Source organism: Streptomyces sp. ML-6 (assembly GCF_030116705.1).
Lineage (GTDB): Bacteria > Actinomycetota > Actinomycetes > Streptomycetales > Streptomycetaceae > Streptomyces.
Genome location: NZ_JAOTIK010000001.1, coordinates 3,194,886 through 3,217,382 on the forward strand (window position 1 = coordinate 3,194,886; position 22,497 = coordinate 3,217,382).

At 71.8% G+C, this 22,497-nt stretch carries 19 protein-coding genes; 3 read left to right on the plus strand and 16 right to left on the minus strand.

Annotated elements, in window-relative coordinates; genetic code table 11:
- Window positions 1-111 precede the first annotated feature (111 nt).
- Entirely contained in the window at window positions 112-1,467 is a 1,356-nt protein-coding gene (locus tag OCT49_RS13850; protein WP_283852179.1) for an MFS transporter, read from the minus strand.
- A 390-nt stretch (window positions 1,468-1,857) separates the two neighbouring features.
- On the opposite strand from OCT49_RS13850, the gene OCT49_RS13855 reads away from it, so the two are divergent.
- Both OCT49_RS13855 and OCT49_RS13860 read left to right on the plus strand, forming a co-directional pair.
- Window positions 1,858-2,355: a DNA polymerase ligase N-terminal domain-containing protein gene (locus OCT49_RS13855; RefSeq protein WP_502963465.1), complete on the plus strand. Its 498-nt coding sequence runs from the start codon at window positions 1,858-1,860 to the stop codon at window positions 2,353-2,355.
- Window positions 2,356-2,511: 156 nt separating this feature from the next.
- A complete protein-coding gene (locus tag OCT49_RS13860) occupies window positions 2,512-3,246 on the plus strand; it encodes a siderophore-interacting protein (protein ID WP_283852181.1) in 735 nt (244 codons plus the stop codon).
- A gap of 32 nt (window positions 3,247-3,278) precedes the next feature.
- Here the strand turns inward: OCT49_RS13860 and OCT49_RS13865 are convergent, their stop codons facing one another.
- From OCT49_RS13865 to OCT49_RS13890, 6 genes are all read right to left on the minus strand, one after another.
- Complete coding sequence (locus OCT49_RS13865) at window positions 3,279-4,844, minus strand: APC family permease (protein ID WP_283852182.1); 1,566 nt, start codon at window positions 4,842-4,844, stop codon at window positions 3,279-3,281.
- Window positions 4,845-5,186: 342 nt separating this feature from the next.
- Window positions 5,187-6,680 (minus strand): aldehyde dehydrogenase family protein, encoded by a 1,494-nt coding sequence (locus OCT49_RS13870; RefSeq protein WP_283852183.1) that lies wholly within the window; start codon window positions 6,678-6,680, stop codon window positions 5,187-5,189.
- Complete coding sequence (locus OCT49_RS13875; RefSeq protein WP_283852184.1) at window positions 6,677-8,416, minus strand: N-acyl-D-amino-acid deacylase family protein; 1,740 nt, start codon at window positions 8,414-8,416, stop codon at window positions 6,677-6,679. Before OCT49_RS13875 ends, OCT49_RS13870 begins: the two co-directional genes overlap by 4 nt.
- Before the next feature lie 282 nt (window positions 8,417-8,698).
- On the minus strand, window positions 8,699-9,820 hold the full coding sequence (locus tag OCT49_RS13880) for an LLM class flavin-dependent oxidoreductase (protein WP_283852185.1): 1,122 nt from the start codon (window positions 9,818-9,820) through the stop codon (window positions 8,699-8,701).
- A gap of 220 nt (window positions 9,821-10,040) precedes the next feature.
- Entirely contained in the window at window positions 10,041-10,838 is a 798-nt protein-coding gene (locus OCT49_RS13885) for an SDR family NAD(P)-dependent oxidoreductase (protein WP_283852186.1), read from the minus strand.
- A gap of 10 nt (window positions 10,839-10,848) precedes the next feature.
- Complete coding sequence (locus tag OCT49_RS13890) at window positions 10,849-11,757, minus strand: LLM class F420-dependent oxidoreductase (RefSeq protein ID WP_502963466.1); 909 nt, start codon at window positions 11,755-11,757, stop codon at window positions 10,849-10,851.
- Window positions 11,758-12,178: 421 nt separating this feature from the next.
- Between OCT49_RS13890 and OCT49_RS13895 the strand changes: the two genes are divergently transcribed.
- Window positions 12,179-12,883 carry a hypothetical protein gene (locus OCT49_RS13895; protein WP_283852188.1) on the plus strand — a complete coding sequence of 235 codons (705 nt, stop codon included), beginning with the start codon at window positions 12,179-12,181 and terminating at the stop codon, window positions 12,881-12,883.
- Between the two features lie 91 nt (window positions 12,884-12,974).
- Here OCT49_RS13895 and OCT49_RS13900 read toward each other — a convergent pair whose 3' ends face one another.
- The 9 genes from OCT49_RS13900 to mqnE form a co-directional block, all read right to left on the minus strand.
- Window positions 12,975-13,478 (minus strand): hypothetical protein, encoded by a 504-nt coding sequence (locus OCT49_RS13900; RefSeq protein WP_283852189.1) that lies wholly within the window; start codon window positions 13,476-13,478, stop codon window positions 12,975-12,977.
- A 328-nt stretch (window positions 13,479-13,806) separates the two neighbouring features.
- On the minus strand, window positions 13,807-14,670 hold the full coding sequence (locus OCT49_RS13905) for an isocitrate lyase/PEP mutase family protein (protein WP_283852190.1): 864 nt from the start codon (window positions 14,668-14,670) through the stop codon (window positions 13,807-13,809).
- A gap of 575 nt (window positions 14,671-15,245) precedes the next feature.
- A complete protein-coding gene (locus OCT49_RS13910; RefSeq protein ID WP_283852191.1) occupies window positions 15,246-16,256 on the minus strand; it encodes a phosphotransferase family protein in 1,011 nt (336 codons plus the stop codon).
- A gap of 86 nt (window positions 16,257-16,342) precedes the next feature.
- Window positions 16,343-17,164, minus strand: coding sequence for a M23 family metallopeptidase (locus tag OCT49_RS13915; protein WP_283852192.1), 822 nt, complete (start codon window positions 17,162-17,164; stop codon window positions 16,343-16,345).
- A gap of 307 nt (window positions 17,165-17,471) precedes the next feature.
- Window positions 17,472-18,095: a TetR/AcrR family transcriptional regulator gene (locus OCT49_RS13920; protein WP_283855795.1), complete on the minus strand. Its 624-nt coding sequence runs from the start codon at window positions 18,093-18,095 to the stop codon at window positions 17,472-17,474.
- A 188-nt stretch (window positions 18,096-18,283) separates the two neighbouring features.
- Window positions 18,284-19,627 carry a dicarboxylate/amino acid:cation symporter gene (locus OCT49_RS13925; RefSeq protein ID WP_283852193.1) on the minus strand — a complete coding sequence of 448 codons (1,344 nt, stop codon included), beginning with the start codon at window positions 19,625-19,627 and terminating at the stop codon, window positions 18,284-18,286.
- Between the two features lie 454 nt (window positions 19,628-20,081).
- Entirely contained in the window at window positions 20,082-20,336 is a 255-nt protein-coding gene (locus OCT49_RS13930; protein ID WP_283855796.1) for a DUF4229 domain-containing protein, read from the minus strand.
- A 217-nt stretch (window positions 20,337-20,553) separates the two neighbouring features.
- Complete coding sequence (locus OCT49_RS13935; RefSeq protein WP_283852194.1) at window positions 20,554-21,081, minus strand: GNAT family N-acetyltransferase; 528 nt, start codon at window positions 21,079-21,081, stop codon at window positions 20,554-20,556.
- A gap of 149 nt (window positions 21,082-21,230) precedes the next feature.
- On the minus strand, window positions 21,231-22,394 hold the full coding sequence (gene mqnE, locus OCT49_RS13940) for an aminofutalosine synthase MqnE (RefSeq protein ID WP_283852195.1): 1,164 nt from the start codon (window positions 22,392-22,394) through the stop codon (window positions 21,231-21,233).
- Between the last annotated feature and the right edge of the window lie 103 nt (window positions 22,395-22,497).

A 22,497-nucleotide genomic window follows, 5' to 3' on the forward strand; every position in this document is an offset into this window, starting at 1 on the left:
TACGGGAGGGAGTTGACGGAAGGCACCTGGAGCCGCACCTCGCCATGAAAGCCCTCGCCGCCGTACGGGCCGCTCCCGCCGTACAGGCCGTCGCCACCGTACGGGCCGTCGTCAGCCGGCCTGGAGAGCCGGTTCGGTACGGGGCTCGTCGATGCCCAACCGGCGGGCGCAGGAGCGCTGTTGTACGGCCGACAGGCCCGCGACCGCCGTCCCCAGCACCAGCCATCCCACCGGCCCGGCGGCCATCACCGCGCCGGTCAGCAGCGGCGGGCCCGCCGACTTCTGGATGGACTGCGACATCCCGGCCACCCCCAGGTACGCGGCGCGGGAGTCCTCGGGCGCGAGCAGGACCGCCAGCTCCCACGAACTCACCGACCGCATCAGCTCCGCCAGGGTGACCAGCAGGGCCGCGGCGAGCAGCAGGGCCGCGGCCGCCCAGGTGCCGACCAGGGCCGCCGCGGCCAGGCAGCCGCAGCACACGAACGTCAGGACCCCGTACAGCAGCACCGCCCGCGTCGCCCGGCGCGGACCCTCGGCGCGCTTCGACACGCTCAGCTGGAGCACCACGACCAGCACGGTGTTGATGACGAGGAAGGCCGGGACGAGGGCGTGCGGCGCGGAGGTGCGCTCCACCAGCCACAGCGGCAGGCCGACGGCGAGGATCGAGTCGTCGAGGTTCATCGGGATGTCCAGGAGGGCGAACCGGAGGTAGCCGCGGTCCCGCCACGGGCCGGTCCTGCGGACGGGGGCTTCACGGCCGTCACCTGCCAGGACTTCGCGGCCGTCACCGACGGGGGCTTCACGCCCGTCGCCCGCCGGGGCGCCGGACCGTGCCACCTCGAGGGTCCGCTCCCGCGCCTCGTCCGTGCGCCACACCAGCACCGCGGCCACGACGAACGACAGCGCGTTGCCCAGGATCAGGGCCCGGTAGGCGCCCGTGGTGCCCACCGCCAGGCCGATCGCCGCGATCCCGGCGCCGACGCCGTAGCCCGCGTTGGCCGCGCTGCGCGACAGCGCCTGGTAGGCCGCGCGCCGCTCGCCCGCGGTCCGGGTCGCGAACAGCATCTCCAGGGTCTTCGCGGCCCGGTCGCCCACGTAGGTCACGGCGATGACGGGGAGCAGCGCGCCGAAGTCCGAGCACACCAGCACCAGGGCGAGGGTCACCAGCCTGAGCAGGTGGCAGCCGATCAGCAGCGGGCGCACCGGGAACCGCCCGGCCAGGCGCCCGGCCAGGGGCGAGCCCGCAATGCCCGCCACCCCGGCCGTGCCCAGCAGCACGCCGATCTGCTGGGCGCTCAACTGGGTCACGAAGGTGAGGTAGAGGACCGAGGAAGCGGCCCACAGCCCCGAGCCGGTGCGGTCCACGGCCAGGGCGAGCAGCATGATCCGTGCGTTGCGACCGCCCGGCGGATTGCGCAACTGGGCCAGCAGCCCCTGCCCCTCGCCGCCGTCCCCACCGCGCCGCATCGCGCGCCCCCCTCGACCTGCTCGACCTGCTCGACACGCCCGGTGCCGGAAACCTCGGACACCGGGGAACACGGAGGAAGCCTGCCCGCCAAACAGTCTCGATGTCAAGATACTTGATGACGAGATACTGCCCCCGCCACCCGTCCCGATCCGTCCCGATCCGCCGCGCCTCGCCCCGCTCCGATCCGCCCCCTCCCTGTGCGCTTCGCGACCGGCGGCGGCACAGTGGAAGAAGACCTCGGGCGGGATCGCCGACGAGGAGGTGTCCGGATGAACATGACCCGTGACAACGACGGCGGCCTCCGGGACCGGCCCGGCGAGTGGTCCGGCGGGGCGGGGCGGGCGGCCCCGGCGCCCTGCTTCGTCGTGCAGATCCATCAGGCCCGGCGCATGCACTTCGACTTCCGGCTGGAGGTCGACGGCGTGCTGAAGTCGTGGGCGGTGCCGCGCGGCCCCTCGGAGAATCCGCGCGAGCGGCGACTGGCCGTCCCGACGGAGGACCACCCGCTGGAGTACCGCACATTCGAGGGCGTCATCGCGAAGGGCGAGCGCGGCGGCGGCACGGTGATCGTCTGGGACCAGGGCACCTACCGGCCGCTCAGCCACGACCGCCGGGGCACGCCGGTGCCGTTCGCGCAGTCCCTGGAGGAGGGGCACGCGACGTTCTGGCTCGACGGGACCAGGCTGCAGGGCGAGTTCGCCCTCACCCGCTTCAAGGGGGGCGCTGCGGAGAACGTCCCCGGCGGGGAGGTGTGGCTGCTGATCAAGGCCAGGGACAACCGGGCCACCCACGACGGGCCGGAGACGCCGGACCCGTACCGGGCGCGCTCGGCCCGCACCGGACGCACGCTGGCGCAGGTCGCGGCCGAGGAGGGCCCCGGAGGCTGAACCCCGGCCGGACGGACCCCGGCGCGACCCTGCACCCCCGCGCCGCCCCGCACCCCGTGGACCGGCCAGGACCCCGAAGGCCGACCAGGACTCCCCGATCCCGAGAATTTAGGTTAGCCTAACCTGAATTTATTCTCGGTGCGGGGAGGGACAGCGGTGGGTCACGGCTGGGAGGGCGTCGTCCTCAAGCTCATGCGGGGACGGGACTTCACGTTCACCGTGACCGGTGCGGAACAGGTCACCGAGGACTTCCGCCGGATCCACCTCACCGACGGCGGGCTGCTCGCCGCGACCGGGGGCGCCCATCCGACGATGTGGGTCAGGATCTGGTTCGAGCGGGGCGGCAAGCCGCACCAGCGCGCCTACACCCTGGTCGACCCGGACCCGGCCGCCGGTACGTTCAGCCTGGAGTTCGCCCTGCACGAGGGGGCCGCGAGCGACTGGGCCCGTGCGGCGAAGCCGGGCGACACGATCGACGCCACGCTCCAGGGCACCGGCTTCGCGCCGCCCGAGCCCCGGCCGGCCCGGCTCTTCGTGGTCGGCGACCCGGCCTCGCTGCCCGCGATCAACTCCCTGCTGGACGCGTTCCCGGGAACCCCGGCCACCCTGTGGTTCGAGACCTCGCACCCCTCGGACGAGCGGCTGCCGCTCCGGCTGGACCCGGACCACCACATCCTGCACCGGGTACCGCGCCGCGACCGGGGCGCCGGGCTGGTAGCCGAGGTGAAGTCGGCCCTGCCGCGGCTGCTGGGGTCCGACGCCTCCGACGCGTACGTCTGGATCGCCTGCGACACGGCGACCACCCGGGCCCTGTCCTCGTACGCGCGCAAGGAGCTGTCCGTGCCCAAGGAGCGGGTGAACGCCCTGGGCTACTGGCGCGCCACCGGCTGACCGCCCGGTCCGCCCCGTCCCCCGGGCCGCCCTCAGTCCTCGACGACCAGCGCCGGGGTCTCCCTGGTCAGGATCTCGCCGCGGAAGAACGCCGGGCTGCGGCGCTGCATCACCAGCATCAGCACCACGCCGAGCAGCAGCAGCCCGACGCCGATCACGAACACCGAGCCGACCCCGAGGACCTCCGAGCCGGAGCCGTAGGCCGGGTCCCACATGTCGTGGAGGGTCTTGCCGAAGACCGCGGTGAGCAGGAGGCCGCCGACGACCGGGAAGAGTCCCTTGAAGGCCAGGTCGCGGAAGGAGCGGGTCAGGTCGGCGCGGAAGTACCAGGCGCAGGCGAAGGCCGTCAGCGCGTAGTAGAAGCAGATCATGAGGCCGAGCGCGTAGATTGTGTCGACCAGGACGTGCTCGCTGACCAGGGTCATCACCGTGTAGAAGACGCCGGTCGCGACGCCCGCCATGACGGTGGCCCGGCCCGGGGTCCTGAAACGCGGGTGGACGCGGGCGTACGAGGCGGGCAGGGCCTCGTACGAGGACATCGCGAGCACCGTGCGGGCCACCGGGATGAAGGTGGTCTGGAGGCTGGCGGCGGCCGAGGCGAGCACCGCGACGAAGAGCAGGATGCCGAGGCCGGGGCCCATGACCGGGCCGGCGAGCGCGGCGAAGACGTTGTCGGAGGTCTCGGGGTTGGCCAGGCCGAGCCCCGAGTCGCCGGAGCCGACGGCCATCTGGGCGGCCACCCCGGTCGCCAGGTAGGAGCCGACGAGCACGACCATCGCGATGAGGGCGGCCCGGCCGGGGGTCTTCTCGCTGCCGACGGTCTCCTCGTTGGCGGTCAGGCAGGCGTCCCAGCCCCAGAACATGAAGATCGACAGCGACAGACCGGCGGTGAACGCCGCGAACGACTGCACCGCGAACGGGTTCAGCCAGGACCAGGAGAAGTCCAGGGACGAGGCGAACTCCCCGCTGCCCGCCTTCTGCACGGCCATCGCCACGAAGACCGCGAGGACCACGAGCTGGAGGCCGACCAGGGCGTACTGGACGCCCTTGGTGGCCGTCATCCCCCGGTAGCTGATCGCCGTGGCGATCGCGATCAGGGCCAGACAGGTCAGGATGTGGACGGGTTTGCTGTCGTCCAGGGCGGCGATCGACTCGCTGCCGGTGATCTCGCCCGCCAGGAGCCAGAAGTACGAGGTGGCCACGCCCGCCAGGTTCGACAGGACGATGATCGTCGCGATGACCAGGCCCCAGCCGCACATCCAGCCGACGCGCGGGCCGAACGCCTTCACCGTCCAGGTGAAGGAGGTGCCGCAGTCCGGCACGGCCTTGTTCAGCTCGCGGTACGCGAAGGCGACGAGCAGCATCGGCAGGAATCCGGCCAGGAAGACGGCGGGCATCTGCACGCCGACCTCCCCCGCCGTGGAGCCGAGAGTGGAGGTGAGGCAGTAGACGGGGGCGACGGTGGAGACGCCGATGACGGCGCTGCCCATCAGGCCGACGGAGTTCCCGCCGAGTCCCTTGCCGCGCACGCCGCCGTCGGCCGGAACGGCGCCCGGTGCTGTGCCTCCGGCCCGCGGCCGCACGTCCAGCTGAGTCATGAAGAGGACGATAAACGCTGCGATTTCCATATTCGGAGGGTGAGACTCCGCCGTCTCATCCTTGAATTCCAGGCAACAATACGGAAGAACCTTGGTTAATTGAAGGTCGTTCGCGAAGGCTGCCTTTCGATGCGAGGCCGGGGCTCGTTCGCAGCACCGTACGGGAATCGCAGCGGTGCCCGTTTTGTTCGGTTTCAAAATTTCCCGCGGGTGTCCGCTCAGCGGACACCCACCAACCGTTCCGGCTCGGCGGACACCCACCGACCGTTCCGGCTCAGCAAGCGCTGGACACTCACGGACCGTTCGGCTCGGCGGACGCTGGACGCCCACGGCCGTTCCGGCTCAGCCGGGCCAGACGATCGACTGGAGTTCGCCGTACGCGTGCAGGGCGTACGAGCCGACGTCGCGGCCCACTCCGCTCTTCTTGAACCCGCCGAACGGCGCCTCCATGTTCCGGCCGACGGTGTTCACCCCGACCCCGCCGGCGCACAGCCGCCGGGCGATCCGGAAGGCGCGCGCCACGTCCCCGGACCAGACGTAGTCGATCAGTCCGTAGTCGCTGTCGTTGGCGAGCGCGATGCCCTCCTCCTCGTCGTCGAAGGGGACGACCACGACGACCGGGCCGAAGATCTCCTCGCGGGCGACGCGCATGTCGTTGGTGCAGTCGGCGAGGAGGGTGGGGGCGACGTAGAAACCCCGGTCGAGCCCGGCCGGGCGGGCGCCGCCCGTGACGACCCGCGCGCCCTCCTTCCGGCCGAGTTCCACGTACGCCTCGACGCGGTCGCGGTGGGCGGCGGAGATGACCGGCCCGACGACCGTGCCCCGGGCCGCGGGGTCGCCCACCTTCAGGTGGTTCGCGTACCCGGCGAGCTTCCCGACCAGCGCGTCGTGGACGCCGCGCTGGACGAGGACCCGGGTCGGGGCGGTGCAGATCTGGCCGCTGTAGAAGGAGAACGTGGTGCCGATGCCCGCCACCGCCGAGTCGAGGTCGGCGTCGTCGAGGACGATCGCGGCGCCCTTGCCGCCCAGCTCCATCAGCTGCCGTTTCATCCCGCGCCCGCACACCTCGCCGATGCGCTGCCCGACGGCGGTGGACCCGGTGAAGCTGACCATGTCGACGTCCTCGCAGTCGACGGCCGCCTCCCCCACCTCGGGGCCCGAGCCGGTGACGACGTTGACGACCCCGGCCGGGACGCCCGCCTCCTGGAGCGCCTCGGCCATCCGGTGGACGGAGAGCGGGTCCTGCGGCGCGGGCTTCACGACGACGGTGTTGCCCATGGCGAGCGCGGGCGCGATCTTGCCCGCCGGGTTGGCCCACGGGTTGTTGTACGAGGTGATGCAGGTGACGACGCCGACCGGGCGGCGCACCGCGAGGGCCCCGAAGACGCCCGCCCGGCCCATCGGCCCGGCCTCGTTGATCTGCGGCGCGATCGGTTCCTCGACGGGTTCCAGGGCGCCCCTGGCGTACCGGCGGAAGCGGGCGGCGCCCACGGCCACCTGCATGCCCCTGGCCGTCGCCGTGGTGGCGCCGCTCTCCGCGCGGGCGAGGTCGGCGCAGGCGACGAGGTCGCGCCGTATCAGGTCGGCGGCCCGGTCGAGGATCGCGGCCCGCTCCTCGGGGCGGGTGCGGGACCAGGTGGTGAACGCCTCGCGGGCGGCGGCCGCCGCCGCGTGCACCTGCTCCCGGCTCGCCTCCGGGGCGAGGCCGACGACCTCCTCGGTCGCGGGGTCGATCACCTCGTAGTGGCCGTGGTCGGGCTCGGTCCACCGGCCGCCGATGAACAGGCGGCGCTTCTCCCCGTTCCGCTTCTCCCCGTTCATGCGGTGCCCGTTCATACGGTGCTCACCGTCCGGGTGTCGCGGCCGGAGCGGAGCACCGTGCCGGGGACCGCCCCGGTCACCTTGTCGTCGCGCAGGGTCTCCACCCCGTTGACCCGGACCGAGACGATGCCGATGGCCCGGGAGTCCAGGCGCGGGCTGTCGCCGGGCAGGTCGTGCACCAGGGTGGCGGGCCCGGCGTCCACCCGCTCGGGGTCGAAGAGGACGAGGTCGGCGTGGAAGCCCTCCTCGATCCGGCCCCGTTCGCGGAGCCCGAAGAGCCGGGCGGGGTCGTCGGTGAGCATCTTCACCGCCTGCTCCAGGGGGACGAGCCTGCGCCCGCGCAGGCAGTCGCCCAGGAACCGGGTGGTGTACGGGGCGCCGCACATCCGGTCCAGGTGCGCGCCCGCGTCGGAGCCGCCGAGCATGACGTCCTCGTGCTCCCAGGTCTCGCGGCGCAGCGCCCAGGAGGCGGGGTCGTTGTCGGTGGGCATCGGCCACAGCACCGTGCGCAGTTCGTCGGCGGCGCAGATCTCGACGAGGCAGTGGAAGGGGTCCTGGCCGCGTTCGGCGGCGATGTCGCGCACCACCCGGCCGGTCAGCCCCTCGTTGGCCGCGCTGTAGGTGTCGCCGATGACGTAGCGTGCGAAGTCGGCGAGGCGGCGGAAGACCCCGGCCTCCTTGCTGTCGGCGCGGCGGAGCATCTCGGCGCGGGTGCCGGCGTCGCGGAGCCGTTCGATGCGCTCGAGGACGGGCAGCGCGAGGATGTCGCCCCAGCCGGGGATGAGGTTGAGGGCGCAGAAGGTGCCGAGCGACATGTTCATGGGGGTGAGGATCGGCATGGTCAGCGCGACGATCCGGCCCCCGGCGCGGCGGGCCCGTTCGCTGGGGACCAGCTGGCGCGGTACGCGTTCGGGGACGGCGGCGTCGATGGTGAGGACGTTCCAGTTCAGCGGGCGCCCGGCGGTGGCGGTCATGTCGACGAGGAGGTCGATCTCCTCGTCGGAGAACTGGTCCAGGCAGCCGGCGACGATCGCTTCGAGCTGGGTGCCCTCGTGTTCGCCGACGGCCCGGGAGAGGGCGAGGAGTTCCTCGGGCTGCGCGGCCCGGGAGGCGACGGGCCGGCCGTCCCCGTCGGAGTGGGTGGCGGACTGGGTGGTGGACAGCCCCCACGCCCCGGCGTCCATCGCGTCGTGCAGCAGCCCGAGCATCGCGTCGAGCTGCGCCGGGGTGGGCCGGCCCTCGGTCGCGTCGGCGCCCATGACGTACCGACGCAGGGCGCAGTGCCCGACCATGAACCCGGCGTTGACGGCGATGCGCCCTTCGAGGGCGTCCAGGTACTCGCGGAAGCCCGACCAGGTCCAGTCCACCCCTTCCTCCAGGGCCCTGAGCGCCATCCCCTCCACCCGCGCCATCATGCGGCGGGTGTAGTCGGCGTCCTCGGGGCGGTCCGGGTGGAGCGGGGCGAGGGTGAATCCGCAGTTCCCCCCGGCGACGGTGGTGACGCCGTGGTTCATGGAGGGCGTGGCGTACGGGTCCCAGAAGAGCTGGGCGTCGTAGTGGGTGTGCGGGTCGACGAAGCCGGGCGCGAGGACGAGCCCGGTGGCGTCCTCGGTGGTGACGGCCGGCTCGGTGAGCGTGCCCGGTTCGGCGACGACGGCGATGCGGCCGTCGCGGATGCCGACGTCGGCGGTGTACGAGGGTCCGCCGGTGCCGTCCACGACGGTGGCTCCGCGGATGAGGTGGTCGAGCATGACGGGATTCCCTTCTGTTCTGGGGTGGGTGCGCGGCCGGGGTCCGTGGGGTGTGCGGCCGGGGTCTGGGGTGTGAGCCGGGGTGTGGGGTGTGCGGCCGGGGGCGCGCACGGCCGCGGTGCGCGCCCCCGCCCGCACGGAGCGGCGGCCCGGGAAGACGCCGCGGTTCTCGACGGGGGCTCCGCCCCCGTGCCCCTGCCCCCTCGGTCACCGGAGGGGCCCGGTCCTTCCCTGCGCCGCGTTGCGCCCCGCTCTCCTGCGCCGCGTTGCGCCCCGCTCCTCCTACGCCGCGTTCCGGAACCGCGAGGTCCGGTGCACCGGGTCCGTGTCGATCGCCGGAATCACGTGCTCGCCGATCAGCCGGATCGAGTTCAGCGTGTCCTCGCGGCCGATCCCGATCGGCAGCCCGAAGCTCAGCTGGTCCGCCCCCGCCTGCTCCCACCGCCTGCACTGCCGCAGGACCTCGTCCGGGTCCCCGCAGATCATCAGCTCCTCCGCGATCAGCAGCTCGATGATCTCCTCGGTGTACTCCGGCAGCAGCTCGGGCCACTCCGGGATGCCCTCGGGCCGGGGGAACGTGTCGTGGTAGCGGAACAGCAGCGACTGGAGGTAGTTCAGCCCGCCGCCCACCGCGATCTCGACGGCCTTGGCGTGGGTCTCGGCGCAGATGGCCGTGGAGGTGACCATGACGTTGTCGTTGACGAAGTCGCCGACGGGCTCGGCCTCCTTGACCGCCGTCTTGTACGAGTCGACGACCCACTCCATGTCGGAGACCTTCTGCACGCTGAAGCCCAGCACGCCGAGCCCCTTCTTCCCCGCCATGGCGTACGAGGACGGGGACCCGGCGGCGTACCACATCGCCGGGTGCGACTTCCCGTACGGCTTGGGCAGGACCTTGCGCGGCGGCAGCGACCAGTGCTTGCCCTGGAAGCCGACGTACTCGTCCTGGAGCCACATCTTGGGGAACTCCGCGATGGTCTCCTCCCAGAGCTCCTTGGTGTGGTTCATGTCGGTGATGCCCGGCATGAAGCCCAGGATCTCGTGGCTGCCGGCCCCGCGCCCGGAGCCGAACTCGAAGCGTCCCTCGGAGAGGTGGTCGAGCATGGCGACCTTCTCGGCCACCTTCACCGGGTGGTTGACGGGGGCCAGCGGATTGAAGATGCCGGAGCCGAGGTGGATGCGTTCGGTGGCGTGGGCGAGGTAGCCCAGGTACACGTCGTTGGCCGAGAGGTGCGAGTACTCCTCCAGGAAGTGGTGCTCGGAGGCCCAGGCGTACTTGAAGCCGGACTTGTCCGCCTGGATGACGTACTCGGTCTCCTCGATCAGCGCCCTGTGCTCCGCCTCCGGGTCGACCCTGGCCCGTGCGGCAGGCACGTACCCCTGTACAAAGAGTCCGAATTCCAAGGGAGTTCACCGTCCTCAATCGTTTCTGACGCTCCGTCAGATCGTGATGCGTCCGACTGTTCCACCGGCACCCGGACCCGTCAATAGCTGACACATCGTCAGAAGAATTGGAGGGTCCGGCGCGACCCGCCCGAAGCAGGCCGCCGCCCCGGAACAGGCCACCGCCCCGAAGCAGGCCGCCGTCCCAGGACAGGCCACCGCCCCGGAACGGGCCGCCGCCTCAGAACAGGCTGACGCCCGCCAGCCAGCCGCCGTCGATGACGAACGGCTGCCCGGTGATGTACGAGGAGTCCTCCGAGGTCAGGAACAGCGCCAGCGCCGCCACCTCCTGGGGCCGCCCGATCCGCCCCAGCGGCACGAGCTTGCGGTACAGCTCCGCCACCGCCTCCCGGGACTCCTCCGGGTCCGCGTCCGGGTCCAGCGCCGCCGGGTTGGTCATCGCGGTGTCCACCGCCCCGGGGCAGAGCGCGTTGACCCGTATGCCCTTCGCGGCCAGCTCCACCGCCGCCACCCGGGTCAGCCCGATCACCGCGTGCTTGGTGGCGGCGTACGCGCCCACGTACGCCATGCCCGTGAGCCCCGTGTACGAGGCGGTGTTCACGATCGTCCCGCCCCCCGCGGCCTCGATCTCCGGCGCCACGTTCCTGATCCCGAGGAACGCCCCCACCTGGTTGACCCGCACCACCTGCTGGAACTCCTCCAACGGTGTGGACACCAGCTCGTTGAACCGGAGGATGCCCGCGTTGTTGACCAGCCCGTCGATCCTCCCGTACGCGCCCTTCGCTGCGGCCACCGCGGCCCGCCAGTCCTCCTCCCGGCCCACGTCCAGGTGGACGAACCGGGCGGCGTCCTTCCCCAGGTCGCCCCGCAGCTCCTCGGCCAGCGCCTCGCCCTGCTCGTCGAGCACGTCGGCGACCACCACCCGCGCGCCCTCCGCGGCGAACAGCCGCGCCTCCTGCTCGCCCTGCCCGCGCGCCGCGCCGCTGATCAGTACGACCCGCCCGTCCAGCTTGCCCATGGCCTGACTCCTACCTGTCGAGATGGGGGGCGACCCCGGCGGCGAACGCCGCCATCTGGTCGGTCAGTTCGGTGCGGCTCCGGCTGCGGAACCGCACCTGGATCTGGTGGACGCCCATGTCCGCGTACGCGCGCAGCGACTCGGCGACGGCCTCCGGCTTCCCGGTGAGGGTGCGCCGCCCGACGGGCCAGTCCGGCTCGCCGATGTACAGCGGCTCGGTGATCGCGCCGACGACGATCGGCTCCTCGATCCCGGCCGCCTCGCGCAGCCGCCGCAGCCGGGCGATCTGCGCGGGCAGCTTCTCCCGCGGGTCGCCCTGGGGCAGCCAGCCGTCCCCCCGCACCGCCGCCCGGCGCACCGCGGCGGGCGAGGAACCGCCCACCCAGACCGGCACCCGCCCCCGGGCCGGCCGCGGCAGCTGCCCGAGCCCGGAGAAGGCGAACCGCTCCCCCGCGAACTCCGGGTACTCCTCGGGGCCGAGCGCCGCCCGCAGCGCGTCGATGGTCTCGTCGAGCACCCCGCCGCGCCCCTCGAAGTCGGCCCCGAGCGCCTCGAACTCCTCCGGTACGTGCCCGGCCCCGACCCCGAGGATCAGCCGGCCGCCGCTGAGGTGGTCGAGGGTGGCGTACTGCTTCGCGGTGGCCAGCGGGTGCCGCAGCCCGACGACCGCGACATGGCTCATCAGCAGGACCCGCTCCGTGATCCCGGCGAGAAAGGCGAGCGTGGCGACCGGGTCGTACCAGACGGTGCCCATGACCCCGGCGAGCCGCCGCGGGATCGCGACGTGGTCGCAGCTCGCCAGATAGGCGAAGCCGGTGCGGTCGGCGGTGCGGGCGACGGCGGCGAGGTCCTCGGGCCCGGCCCCGGCCTCCCACCCCTCGGCGTAGATGGTGCTCTGCGACTGGACCGGCAGCTGCATCCCGTACGACAGCGGCCCGGTGAGCGGTATCGGCACCGGACGGCCTCCTCCCCGATCGAATCTGACGCATCGTCACTTAAAGGCGCGGGGCCATCGTCGTGCCTGACGCTGCATCAAACAAGGGGCGGGGGCCGCCCGGGCCCGGCCGAATCCCGGACCAGGGCGGGGCGGACCCCCGGGCCGGCCCCGGACCAGAGCGGGGCGAACCCCTGGGCCGAGGCACCACCCCCACCCGGCCCCGGGCCCGCACGGTCAAGGGCGCCCCTTTGGCCATCCACCCTCGCGGAACAGGACATACCGCATGATGCATGCCAACGCGCTCGATACCGACTGATAGGCATATGCCCAGCCGTACTGATCCCGCCGGTGCGCGCGGCCCCTCGGGAGCGCACGCACCGGCCCACCGGAACGAGGTATGCCCGTGAGATCGCTCCGCCGCGCCATCGGTTGGTCCGCCACCGCCCTGGCCACCGTGCTCGCCCTCACCTCGCTCGGCGGCACGGCCGCAGCGGCCCCCGCGGAGACCTCCGCCGCGGCGTCCGTCGGCCCCGTCAAGCTCTACGTCAAGGGGTTCGGCAGCGGTCCGCTGAACGTCGCCGAGCAGTCCGCCCGGCAGACCGGCCTCGACGCCGCGGTCGCCCGGGGCTTCGCCCGCTCCGACTGCCGGGTGAGCGCCGGTCCCACCGTCGTCAACTCCCTCCCGAACGGCTGGGTGCAGGTCCACATCGAGTACCTGTGCACCGGCGAGCCGGTCGTGGGCTCCCCGACCTTCGTGCTCAAGCGCTACCACAAGAGCTCCGACACCCTGAGCACCCCGTGGGACGCCCCCGTCGGCTACGACCTGCAGGGCCCCCTGGGCACCCTGTACACCGCACCGAACCCGGGCACCCACCCCCTCTACCTCTGCCAGGTGCGCGGCGACCACTTCGCCACCACCGACGTCGGCTGCGAGGGCCAGACGTACGTGACCCGGCTCGGCTGGCTGTACGGCGCACCGCCCGCCGGGGTGTCGAGCCTGCCGCTGCTGCGCTGCCTGCGCAAGGAGAACCGGCAGATCTTCGAGTCCCACCAGCCCGACTGCGAGGGCCAGATCCACGGCGGCACGCTCGGCTACCTCCTGCCCTGACCACCCTGACGCCCTGATCCTCCCTGACCGCCCCGCCCACCCCTCCCGCTCCTGACGCCCCGGCGCCGGGCGGGGGCCCGGCGGGGCCGTCTCACCCGGCGTCGCTCCGGCCGGCGTCGTGGTCGGCGTCGCCCTCGTCGTCGTCCCCGCCGGTCGCCGCGCTCTCGGGGGCGGTGCTCCTGGGAGCCGGTGCGGGGGCCGGGGCCGGGGCGGCTCCGCTGCCGGCCCCGGCCCCGTCGCCGCCCCAGGGCTCCTCGTCCTCCTCCTCGTCCTCGTCGGACTGTTCGTCGGGGGCGGCCTGGACGCCCACGCCCTGCGAGGACGACACGTTCTGGTCGATCGCGCCCCCGCCGCCGTCGTGGTCGCTGCCCGCCGTCCCCTTGCTGAGGGGGCCCAGCACGTTCAGCGTCCGGTCCACCTCCAGCCAGGAGTCGGCGTTGGAGTTGTCGATGGTGATCAGCGACGGTCCGTGATGCGTCTCCATGCCGCCGTCGGGGGCGTCGGCCCAGGCGGCGCCCGCGGCCAACTGGCCCTGGCAGAGCGCTCCGAGCGCGATCACCAGGGCGGCACGCGCCCCGGACGAGGTGAATCCCATGTGGTGTTCCTCTTCCCGGCCGCGCGGTCCCGGGCCGGTCCCGGCCCGGGTGCGGCCCGCTTCGCGTGATTCGTACGGTCGTGATGGTTCGGGCGGTCCCGCACCGGCCGTGCACCCCGCACAGCCCGCGCGGCCCGTGCGGGGTGCACGGGCCGCGCGGGCCGGGATCGCGGTGGAGCGTGGGGGTCCACCACCGAGGCCCCGATGTGCGGGCGGAACGGTCAGGAGCTCGGGAGCTCAGGCGCTCAGGAGGCCACAGCCGAAACGCCTCGAGGGCGCGCGGCCGACCGCTCCCGGCCCGTCGCCTGCATCATCCGGATCATCCGCGTCATACGGACACGGACTCGCGGACCGGGTGGTGCCTGCTGATGTTCTTCTCCAGCAGCTCCGTCGAACGCTGCACCCCGATCCCCTCGGAGGACACGAACTCGGGAAGCCGTCCGTCGGCCTTCTTGAGGTCCGTCAGCGCGGAGTCGATCGCGGCGTGCGCGGCGAAGAGGCACGGGGTGCTGTAGATGGCCACCTGGCACTCCAGGTCCGTCAGCTCGGAGAGCGAGAGCCGGGGGGACTTGCCGCCCGCGATCTGGTTGAAGAGCAGCGGCTTGTCGCCGACCACCTTCCGGATGCGCTTGATCCACTCGACGCTGCGCACCCCGTCGACCAGGACGACGTCGGCGTCCGTCCCGGCCAGCGCCTCGGCCCGGCGCAGGATCTCGTCCTCCTCCGTGGCGTCCGTGCGGGCGACGACCACCAGGTCGCGCCTGCTCTCCAGGACGAGGTTGAGCTTCTCCAGGTACTCCTCCAGGGGGAGCACCTGCTTGCCGTCCGCGTGTCCGCACCGGCGGGGGCGCTTCTGGTCCTCCAGGATGACGCCGGAGGCCCCGATCCGCTCCAGCCGCTGCACCACGTGGCAGGCAACCTCGGGGTCGACGTAACCGTCGTCGATGTCCACCAGCAGGTGGTGGGAGGGGAAGGCCAGCCGCAGCCGCTCCACGAAGGCCACCATGTCCGGCCAGGCGATGAAGCCGATGTCGGGGAGCCCGTAGTGGGAGGCGGCGAAGCCGAAGCCGGACACGAAGAATCCGTCGTAGTGCCGGGCCACGACGGAGGCCGAGTACATGTCGTAGATACCGATGAGGGGGGTCGTTCCCGGCGAGCGGATTTCTTCCCTCAGCACACTTCCATAACGCACAGCGTCTCCTGTTCATCGGGTCGGATCGTCGATTCGCGAACCGGCACCGGCACCGGCGCATCGGTGCCGTGCCGGGTCGGCGGCTCGGATCTCCGGTGATTTCGTTGGGTGGAACGGGTGTTGCGCGACTGCGTCCCGCGCGATGCGGACCCCGACGGCCCATCGGGTCATGGAGCCACCGGAACACGGGAGAGTGCGTCGGAGGCCCACGGGTGCCGGCGGGTTGGCGGGTCGGCGGTTCAGCAATGGACTGATGCGGCGGGCACGGGAGCACCGTGCCCGCCCCTTCCAAGCGGAGGGGCGGGCAGTGCCCGCCCCGCACGGGACGCAAAAGGTCTGCCCTCTTTACGAAGACGCGTATACCTATACAGACATGACCGTCTCTTTACTCCGGGACACGCCGCGCCTGACCTTGTGTACGACACATCGCGGGGCCCGGTCGGAACGGGGTTGACGGCAGCACGGAAGCGGGAACGTTTCGCTTCCGCAGCACCGGGGAATCCCCCGCACCGAATTCGATCAATCCCTTACGCAGTACCGGAGTTGGACATCATCCGGTCCGGTTCGGTCGTGGATCATCCCAACCGGTCGAGAAGGCACTCCACATAGTTCTCCAGGCGTTCCGTGAGCAGTCCGGGCGTCAGATCGGCCCGTCCCAGCTCCCGCCACGGGGTCGCCACCTTCTCTGCGTCGGGCGCATGGGAGAGCGCGTCCAGCAGCCGCCAGTACAGGTGGTCCGCGCCGCTCGCGACCGGCCGGCCGCCCGCTCCGGCGTACCGTTCGGCGAAGTCCATCCCGGCCGGGACGCCGTGCAGCAGCGCCAGCGCGGTCGAACAGTGGGCAACGTCCAGATCTGCCGGACCCCAGGAGGTCTCGACCCAGTCGACCACCCCGCCGATCCGCGTCCCGGCCCCCGGTTCCTCTCCCCGCCCGGCAAGTCCTTCTTCTCGCCCGGCGAGTCCCTCTCCCCGCCCGGTGAAGAGCACGTTGCCCGGGTGGAAGTCCCGGTGCAGGAAACACGGTTCGTACGCGGGAGGTTCGCGCCGGATCACCTCGATCGCACGCCGCCACAGCAGCGGCCGGCCGGTGTCCTCGGGGACCCGCACCCGGTCCGGCGCGGTCCACGCCTCGTAGTCGCGCGGACGGGTCCGGTCCGTGACCTCGACCCGGTGCACGGCGGCCAGTTGTCCCGCCAGCAGTCCGGCGCGCTCCGCCGCCCCGGCGTCGTCGACCCGCACCTCGCCGGGCAGCAGGGTCATCAACAGCGAGGGGTGGTCGCAGTGTTCGCCCACCGCGTCGACGGCCACCGGCCGTGCCGCCGGTACGCCGGTGCCCGCCAGCAGCCGCAGGACGTCCGCCTCCCGGGTGAGCAGCCCCGGCGCGTGGCGCACGTAGAAGGGCTTGACGAAGGAGCGCAGCACCAGCGAACGCCCGCCCCCCGGGCCGGAGATGTCCAGCCGGCGCATCCAGGAGGTCCAGCCGCCGCGCAGCCGCCGCACGCTCTCGATCCGCTCCCCGGGCGCGAGCTGCTTCCCGACCCACGCGCATGTCGCCCGGTCGGGCCAGTCGTCCGCCGTTTCACCCATACGGGGAGCGTACCGAGGGGCGGTGCGGGGCGGGGCGTACGCCCGTTCCCCGGAAAGCGCCCACCGCCCCTCGGGTCTTCGGGACATCAGCAGTTGGGAATGACCGCCCCGTTGTTGTCACGGGCCTCGTCGTTGCCCCAGCGGGACAGGTAGTACGCCGATACGTACGCGCCGCGCCCGTTCTTGCCCGCGTACACGACGTCCAGGTCGGTCTTCAGCCACCAGTGGTTGTAGCTGGAGCCGGAGCCGACCTGGGCGCCCCACACCTTGCAGTAGACGTAGTTCGTACCGGCGTTCAGCACGCCCTGCGCGTCGCCCGTGTTCGGTCCCGCGTAGCCGGTGGCGTTGGCGAAGGTGTCGACCCAGTACTTGCCGGTGCCACCGCCTCCGCAGCCGTTGTCGCTGGTCAGGTACTTGCTGTAGTACGAGCCGGGGTACGGGGCGAGCGACTTGCCGTTGATCGCGATGGGCTGGCCCACGCCGTTGTACAGCTGCTCGTAGTGGATGTGGGCGCCGCTGCTGTTGCCGGTGGAGCCGGTGACGCCGATCTGCTGCCCCTGCGCCACGGAGGCGCCGTCGCCGACCGAGTACGAGGAGAGGTGGAAGTAGTAGGTCTGCCAGCCGCCGCCGTGGTCGATGACGATGTAGTTGCCCGCGCCGCTGGGCTGGGAGTAGCGGTGCGCGGTCCCGCCGGACGAGGCGAGGACGGGGGATCCGGCGGTGGAGCCGCCGTCGGTGCGGATGAAGTCCAGGGCCGACCGGACCTCCGCCGAGTGGTGGCCGTAGGTCCAGGTCTGGCCGCAGGGGAACGGTGCCTTGAAGTTGGGGGCCGCGGCCGCGGGAGTCGCGGTCAGCAGGCCCGCCACCAGGGCCACCAGGCCCAGCAGGGCGATACGTATCGAGCGCATGCGCATGCGCGGTCATCCTCCGAGTCGGGGTCGGGTCGTGGGGGGTGGGCAGCACTGCAGGTCGAACGGACGCAAGCGTGCCGGACCCACCGCCCCGGCAGTAGACCCAACGGGCCCAATCGGTGGGCCCAAAAGCGGGCCCGCAGCACGGGATTCGCCTGTTCAACGGCCTCTGCCGGGCCCACCGGTGGCGGCCGGATCCTGCGCGCCCCGCCCCCGCCCCGGAACCCCACGCCGGAACCCCACGCCGGAACCCCACGCCGGAACCCCCGCCGGGACCGAAGCCCGGCCAGGAAGGCCGGGAAGGCTAGGAAGAAGCCGGGGGCTGCCAGGGGCGGCCGTTCATCAGGTTCTCCAGCCCCGCCCAGGAGAAGTTCATCAGGGTGGCCGCGGCCTCCTTCGCCGAGACGCCCGGGGTCTCGTTCGCCCAGTCGGCGAGCGACTCCGCGGCCCCCACGAGCGCCTGCGCGAGCCCCGAGACGTCCCGGCCGGGAAGCGCCGGATCGTGGTGCGCCTCGCGGGCCGCGGCCCCGATCAGCTCCGTCACGAAGGCGACGATCTCGTCCCGCATCACCGTCACCTCGTTGGCGAAGGGCTCCCCGTGCGTGCGCGCCTGCCGGTGCAGCACCGCCCAGCCGTCCGGGTGCTCCGCCGTGTGCGTGAAGAACGCCCGCAGCCCGGACCACAGCTGCCGATCGGCCGGAAGACCCGGCTCCACCCCGGCCCGCACCGCTTCGGTCAGCGCTTTCGCCTCACGCCTGATGCAGGCCGTGAAGAGTTCTTCCTTGGAGTTGAGGTACAGGTAGACGAGCGGCTTGGACACCCCGGCCAGCTCGGCGATCTCGTCCATCGACGCCGCCCGGTACCCGCGCTGCCCGAAGGTCCGCACCGCGGCGTCCATCATCTGCTGCTCGCGCACGGCCCGAGGCATCCGCCTGCTCTTCACGGCACCCACGTCGACTTCCTCCCACCCCCGCGTACCACTCCCGCCCAAGAGTACGGCGCGCCCTCCCTCCCACCGCCCGGCGACCGACCAGCCGCACTCCCCCACAACGCGTCGTGGGCTCCTCCCCCGGTCCGGGGAAGGAGCCCACGAAAGGACTGCGGTCAGTGCGGGTGCTACGCCGCGACCGGCACCCGCTGCGGCTCGGCGTCGAGCGCCTCCTCGTCGACCGGGGAGGACGAGGCCGAGTCGTACGCCGCGCGGTCGAGGATGTTCTCGCGGGCCGAGACGATCACCGGGACCAGCGCCTGGCCCGCGACGTTCGTCGCCGTCCTCATCATGTCCAGGATCGGGTCGATGGCCATGAGCAGGCCGACGCCCTCCAGCGGGAGGCCCAGCGTCGAGAGGGTGAGGGTCAGCATGACCGTCGCGCCGGTGAGACCGGCGGTGGCCGCCGAGCCGATGACCGAGACGAACGCGATCAGGAGGTAGTCGCCGACGCCCAGCTGCACGTCGAAGATCTGCGCGATGAAGATCGCCGCCAGCGCCGGGTAGATCGCGGCGCAGCCGTCCATCTTGGTGGTGGCGCCGAACGGGACGGAGAAGGAGGCGTACTCCTTCGGGACGCCGAGGCGCTCGGTGACCTTCTGGGTGACCGGCATGGTGCCGACCGAGGAGCGGGAGACGAAGGCCAGCTGGATCGCCGGCCAGGCGCCCTTGAAGAACTGCAGCGGGCTGAGCTTGGCGACGGTGGCGAGCAGCAGCGGGTACACGCCGAACAGCACCAGGGCGCAGCCGATGTAGACGTCGGCGGTGAACGTGGCGTACTTGCCGATCAGGTCCCAGCCGTAGTCGGCGATCGCGTAGCCGATGAGGCCGACGGTGCCGATGGGGGCGAGCCGGATGACCCACCACAGGGCCTTCTGGAGGAGCTCCAGGACGGACTCGCTGAGGCTGAGGATGGGCTGCGCCTTCTCGCCGAGCTGGAGCGCGGCGATGCCGGCGACGGCGGCCATGAAGACGATCTGGAGCACGTTCAGCTCGGCGAACGGCGTGATCACGTTGTCCGGGATGATGCCGGTGAGGAAGTCGAGCCAGGAGCCCGCGTGCTCCGGCAGCTTGCCGTCCTTCGGCGTGAGGCCGGTTCCGGAGCCCGGGTTGGTGAGCAGGCCGATCGTGAGGCCGATGGCGACCGCGATCAGCGAGGTGATCATGAACCAGAGCAGGGTGCGGGTGGCCAGCCGGGCGGCGTTGTTGACCTTGCGCAGGTTGGTGATCGACACCAGGATCGCGAAGAAGACGAGGGGCGCGACGGCCAGCTTCAGCAGCTGGACGAAGATGTGGCCGACCTTGTCGAGCGTGGTGTGGAGCCAGCCGATGTCGTACGTGCGGGTGAGCCAGCCGAGTACGACGCCGAGCACGAGACCGGCGACGATCTGGGCCCAGAACGGGACCTTGGGCAGGCGGAAGCCGGAGCCGGGCTTGCTGCCGGCTGCGGTGGACGCGGGATTCGCGGACACGGACACACTCCAGATGTGACGCATCGGGGCGCACGGGGACGATGGTGCGGGAGGGGGACGGGATGCGGCGCCCGCGTCGGGGGCGGCGCCGCTGCATGGTGCCGGTTCAGACGTTGCGGCAACAGACCGCGGACATACAGCGGCAGAGATCGACGTGCAGGCGCACCACGAGCGGGACGCTCGCGGCGGATCGATGGCGCACTGCGGTCTTCATGGCAAGTACGTTAACACTTGAACTTTGAGGTTCTCAAAGTAATTCTTTGACATCAGCCCGTCACCACCCCCGGCACCGACCGCCCGGAACCCTGCGGGCACGACAAAACCCCAGTACAGGAGCGGGCGCTCCGGCGCTGGGGTTTCGGGTGAAAAGTGTGCGGCTGTGAGGAAGCTTACAGAGCTCTTACAGGCCCCTGGGCCGGCCGGGGGTCACGGAACGGCGCTCACCGGGCGGCGGTCACGAGGTGACGTGGTCCTCGCGGGTCCGGTTCGCCTCCAGGCGCCCCTTGGCGCGGTCGACCGTGGACACGATCTGCGCGGACATCTCGTCGCGCTGCCTGCGCAGCAGTACGTAGCTGAGCGGCGCGGAGAGGACCAGGGCGAGCAGAATCACCCAGACGAGATTGGAGCCGTTCGTCCCGGAGGGCAGCAGGCCGAAGTGGACGGCCACGGCCGCGATGGCGAAGCATCCGACGAAGATGCCGAGCCGCATCACGGTGTACCGGATCGTCGCGCTCGGCTTGGCAGCGGACACAGGTGGCCCCTCTCTCGACGTGTGACAGTCCTTCGATCCTGCCCGACCAGTGAAGCATGACCCGGAATCGATCACTTCGGAGGGCTCCGCCAAAGGTGCCGCCGCACCGCCACGCCACCGCACCACCGCCCGTAACCGGCCGGACCGGGGCCGGGCGACCCCGGGGCCCTCCCCGTCACCGCCCGAGCGGCAGCAGCATGATGATGTCGTCGCGGTCGTCCCCCTCGGCGACCCGGATCGCGTCGGGCACCCGGCCGACCTCCTTGTATCCGCACGAGGCGTAGAACCGGTCGACGCCGGTGCCGCCGCGGCAGGTGAGCCGGACGGCCTCGATCCCGTCGATCCCGCGGGCGGCCCCGGCCACGGCGTCCATCAGGTCGCGCCCGTAGCCCTTGCCCTGGTGCCGGGGGTGGACCATCACCGTGTAGAGCCAGAGCCAGTGGGCCATCAGCCGGTGCGTGTTCAGGGCGAGGAAGGCGGTGGCGGCCACGGCGCCCTCCTCGTCGAGGCCGACCAGCAGCCGGGTGCGGCCCTCGGCCATGGAGACCAGGTGCTTGACCAGTTCGGGCCGGATGTCGTCGGGCGTGACGGGTGGTACGAAGCCGACCGCACCGCCCGCGTTGGAGACATCGGTCCACAGCTCGGTGATGCCGTCCCGCAGGGTGCGGTCGAACTTGGGGTCCAGCTCGAATGTAAGTGCCATAGATGCAGATTAACTATTACCTGCCAGCGCCTCAAAACGGTGTCCGGAACGTGAGAGAGCCCCGGCCGGAAGGGCGGCCGGGGCTCTCTCCTCATGGGTTCTCACGTCGCGCACGTCGCGCACGGGACATCCCGTCGCGCGCGGCGGCGTCAGACGCGCATCGGCTGCGGCGACTCGCGCCGCTCGGCGTCCGGGCCCGGGTACTCGCGGATGATCTCGTACCGGGTGTTGCGCTCGACGGGCCGGAAGCCCGCGTCGCGGATCAGCTCCAGCAGGTCCTCGCGGCCGAGCTTGTTCGGCGTGCCGTAGTTGTCCGCGTCGTGCGTGATCTTGTACTCGACGACCGAGCCGTCCATGTCGTCCGCGCCGTGCTGGAGCGCGAGCTGGGCGGTCTGCACCCCGTGCATCACCCAGAAGACCTTGACGTGCGGGACGTTGTCGAACAGCAGCCGGGAGACCGCGAAGGTCTTCAGCGCCTCGGCGCCGGTGGCCATCGTCGTCCGCGCCTGGAGCCGGTTGCGGACCTTGCCGTCCTTCATGTCCACGAAGTCGTGCTGGTAGCGCAGCGGGATGAAGACCTGGAAGCCGCCGGTCTCGTCCTGGAGCTCGCGCAGCCGCAGCACGTGGTCGACCCGGTGCCGGGGCTCCTCGATGTGCCCGTACAGCATAGTCGCCGGGGTCTTGAGCCCCTTCTCGTGCGCCAGGCGGTGGATGCGCGACCAGTCCTCCCAGTGGGTGTCGTGGTCCACGATGTGCTGCCGGACCTCCCAGTCGAAGATCTCCGCGCCGCCGCCGGTCAGCGACTCCAGACCGGCCTCGATCAGCTCGTCGAGGATCTCGGAGGCGGACAGGCCGGAGATGGTCTCGAAGTGGTGGATCTCGGTGGCGGTGAAGGCCTTGAGGGAGACCTGCGGCAGGGCCTCCTTCAGCGCGCCGAGCGAGCGCGGGTAGTAGCGCCACGGCAGGGTGGGGTGCAGCCCGTTGACGATGTGCAGCTCGGTGAGGTTCTCGCCCTCCATCGCCTTCGCGAGGCGGACGGCCTCCTCGATGCGCATGGTGTACGCGTCCTTCTCGCCCGGCTTGCGCTGGAACGAGCAGTACGCGCACGACGCGGTGCACACGTTGGTCATGTTGAGGTGCCGGTTGACGTTGAAGTGCACGACGTCGCCGTTCTTGCGCCTCCGCACCTCGTGCGCCAGACCGCCGAGCCAGGCCAGGTCGTCCGACTCGTAGAGGGCGATGCCGTCCTCCCGGGTCAGCCGCTCTCCCGCGCGGACCTTCTCCTCCAGTTCGCGCTTGAGCCCGACGTCCATGCGGCTGCCTCCAGTGTGTCGACGTGCTGTGTGCCCTCCCGGCGACCGGTGCCGGTGATACCGGGAGAAACCCCCGGTATCACCAGGGGCTCCACCACGGTAC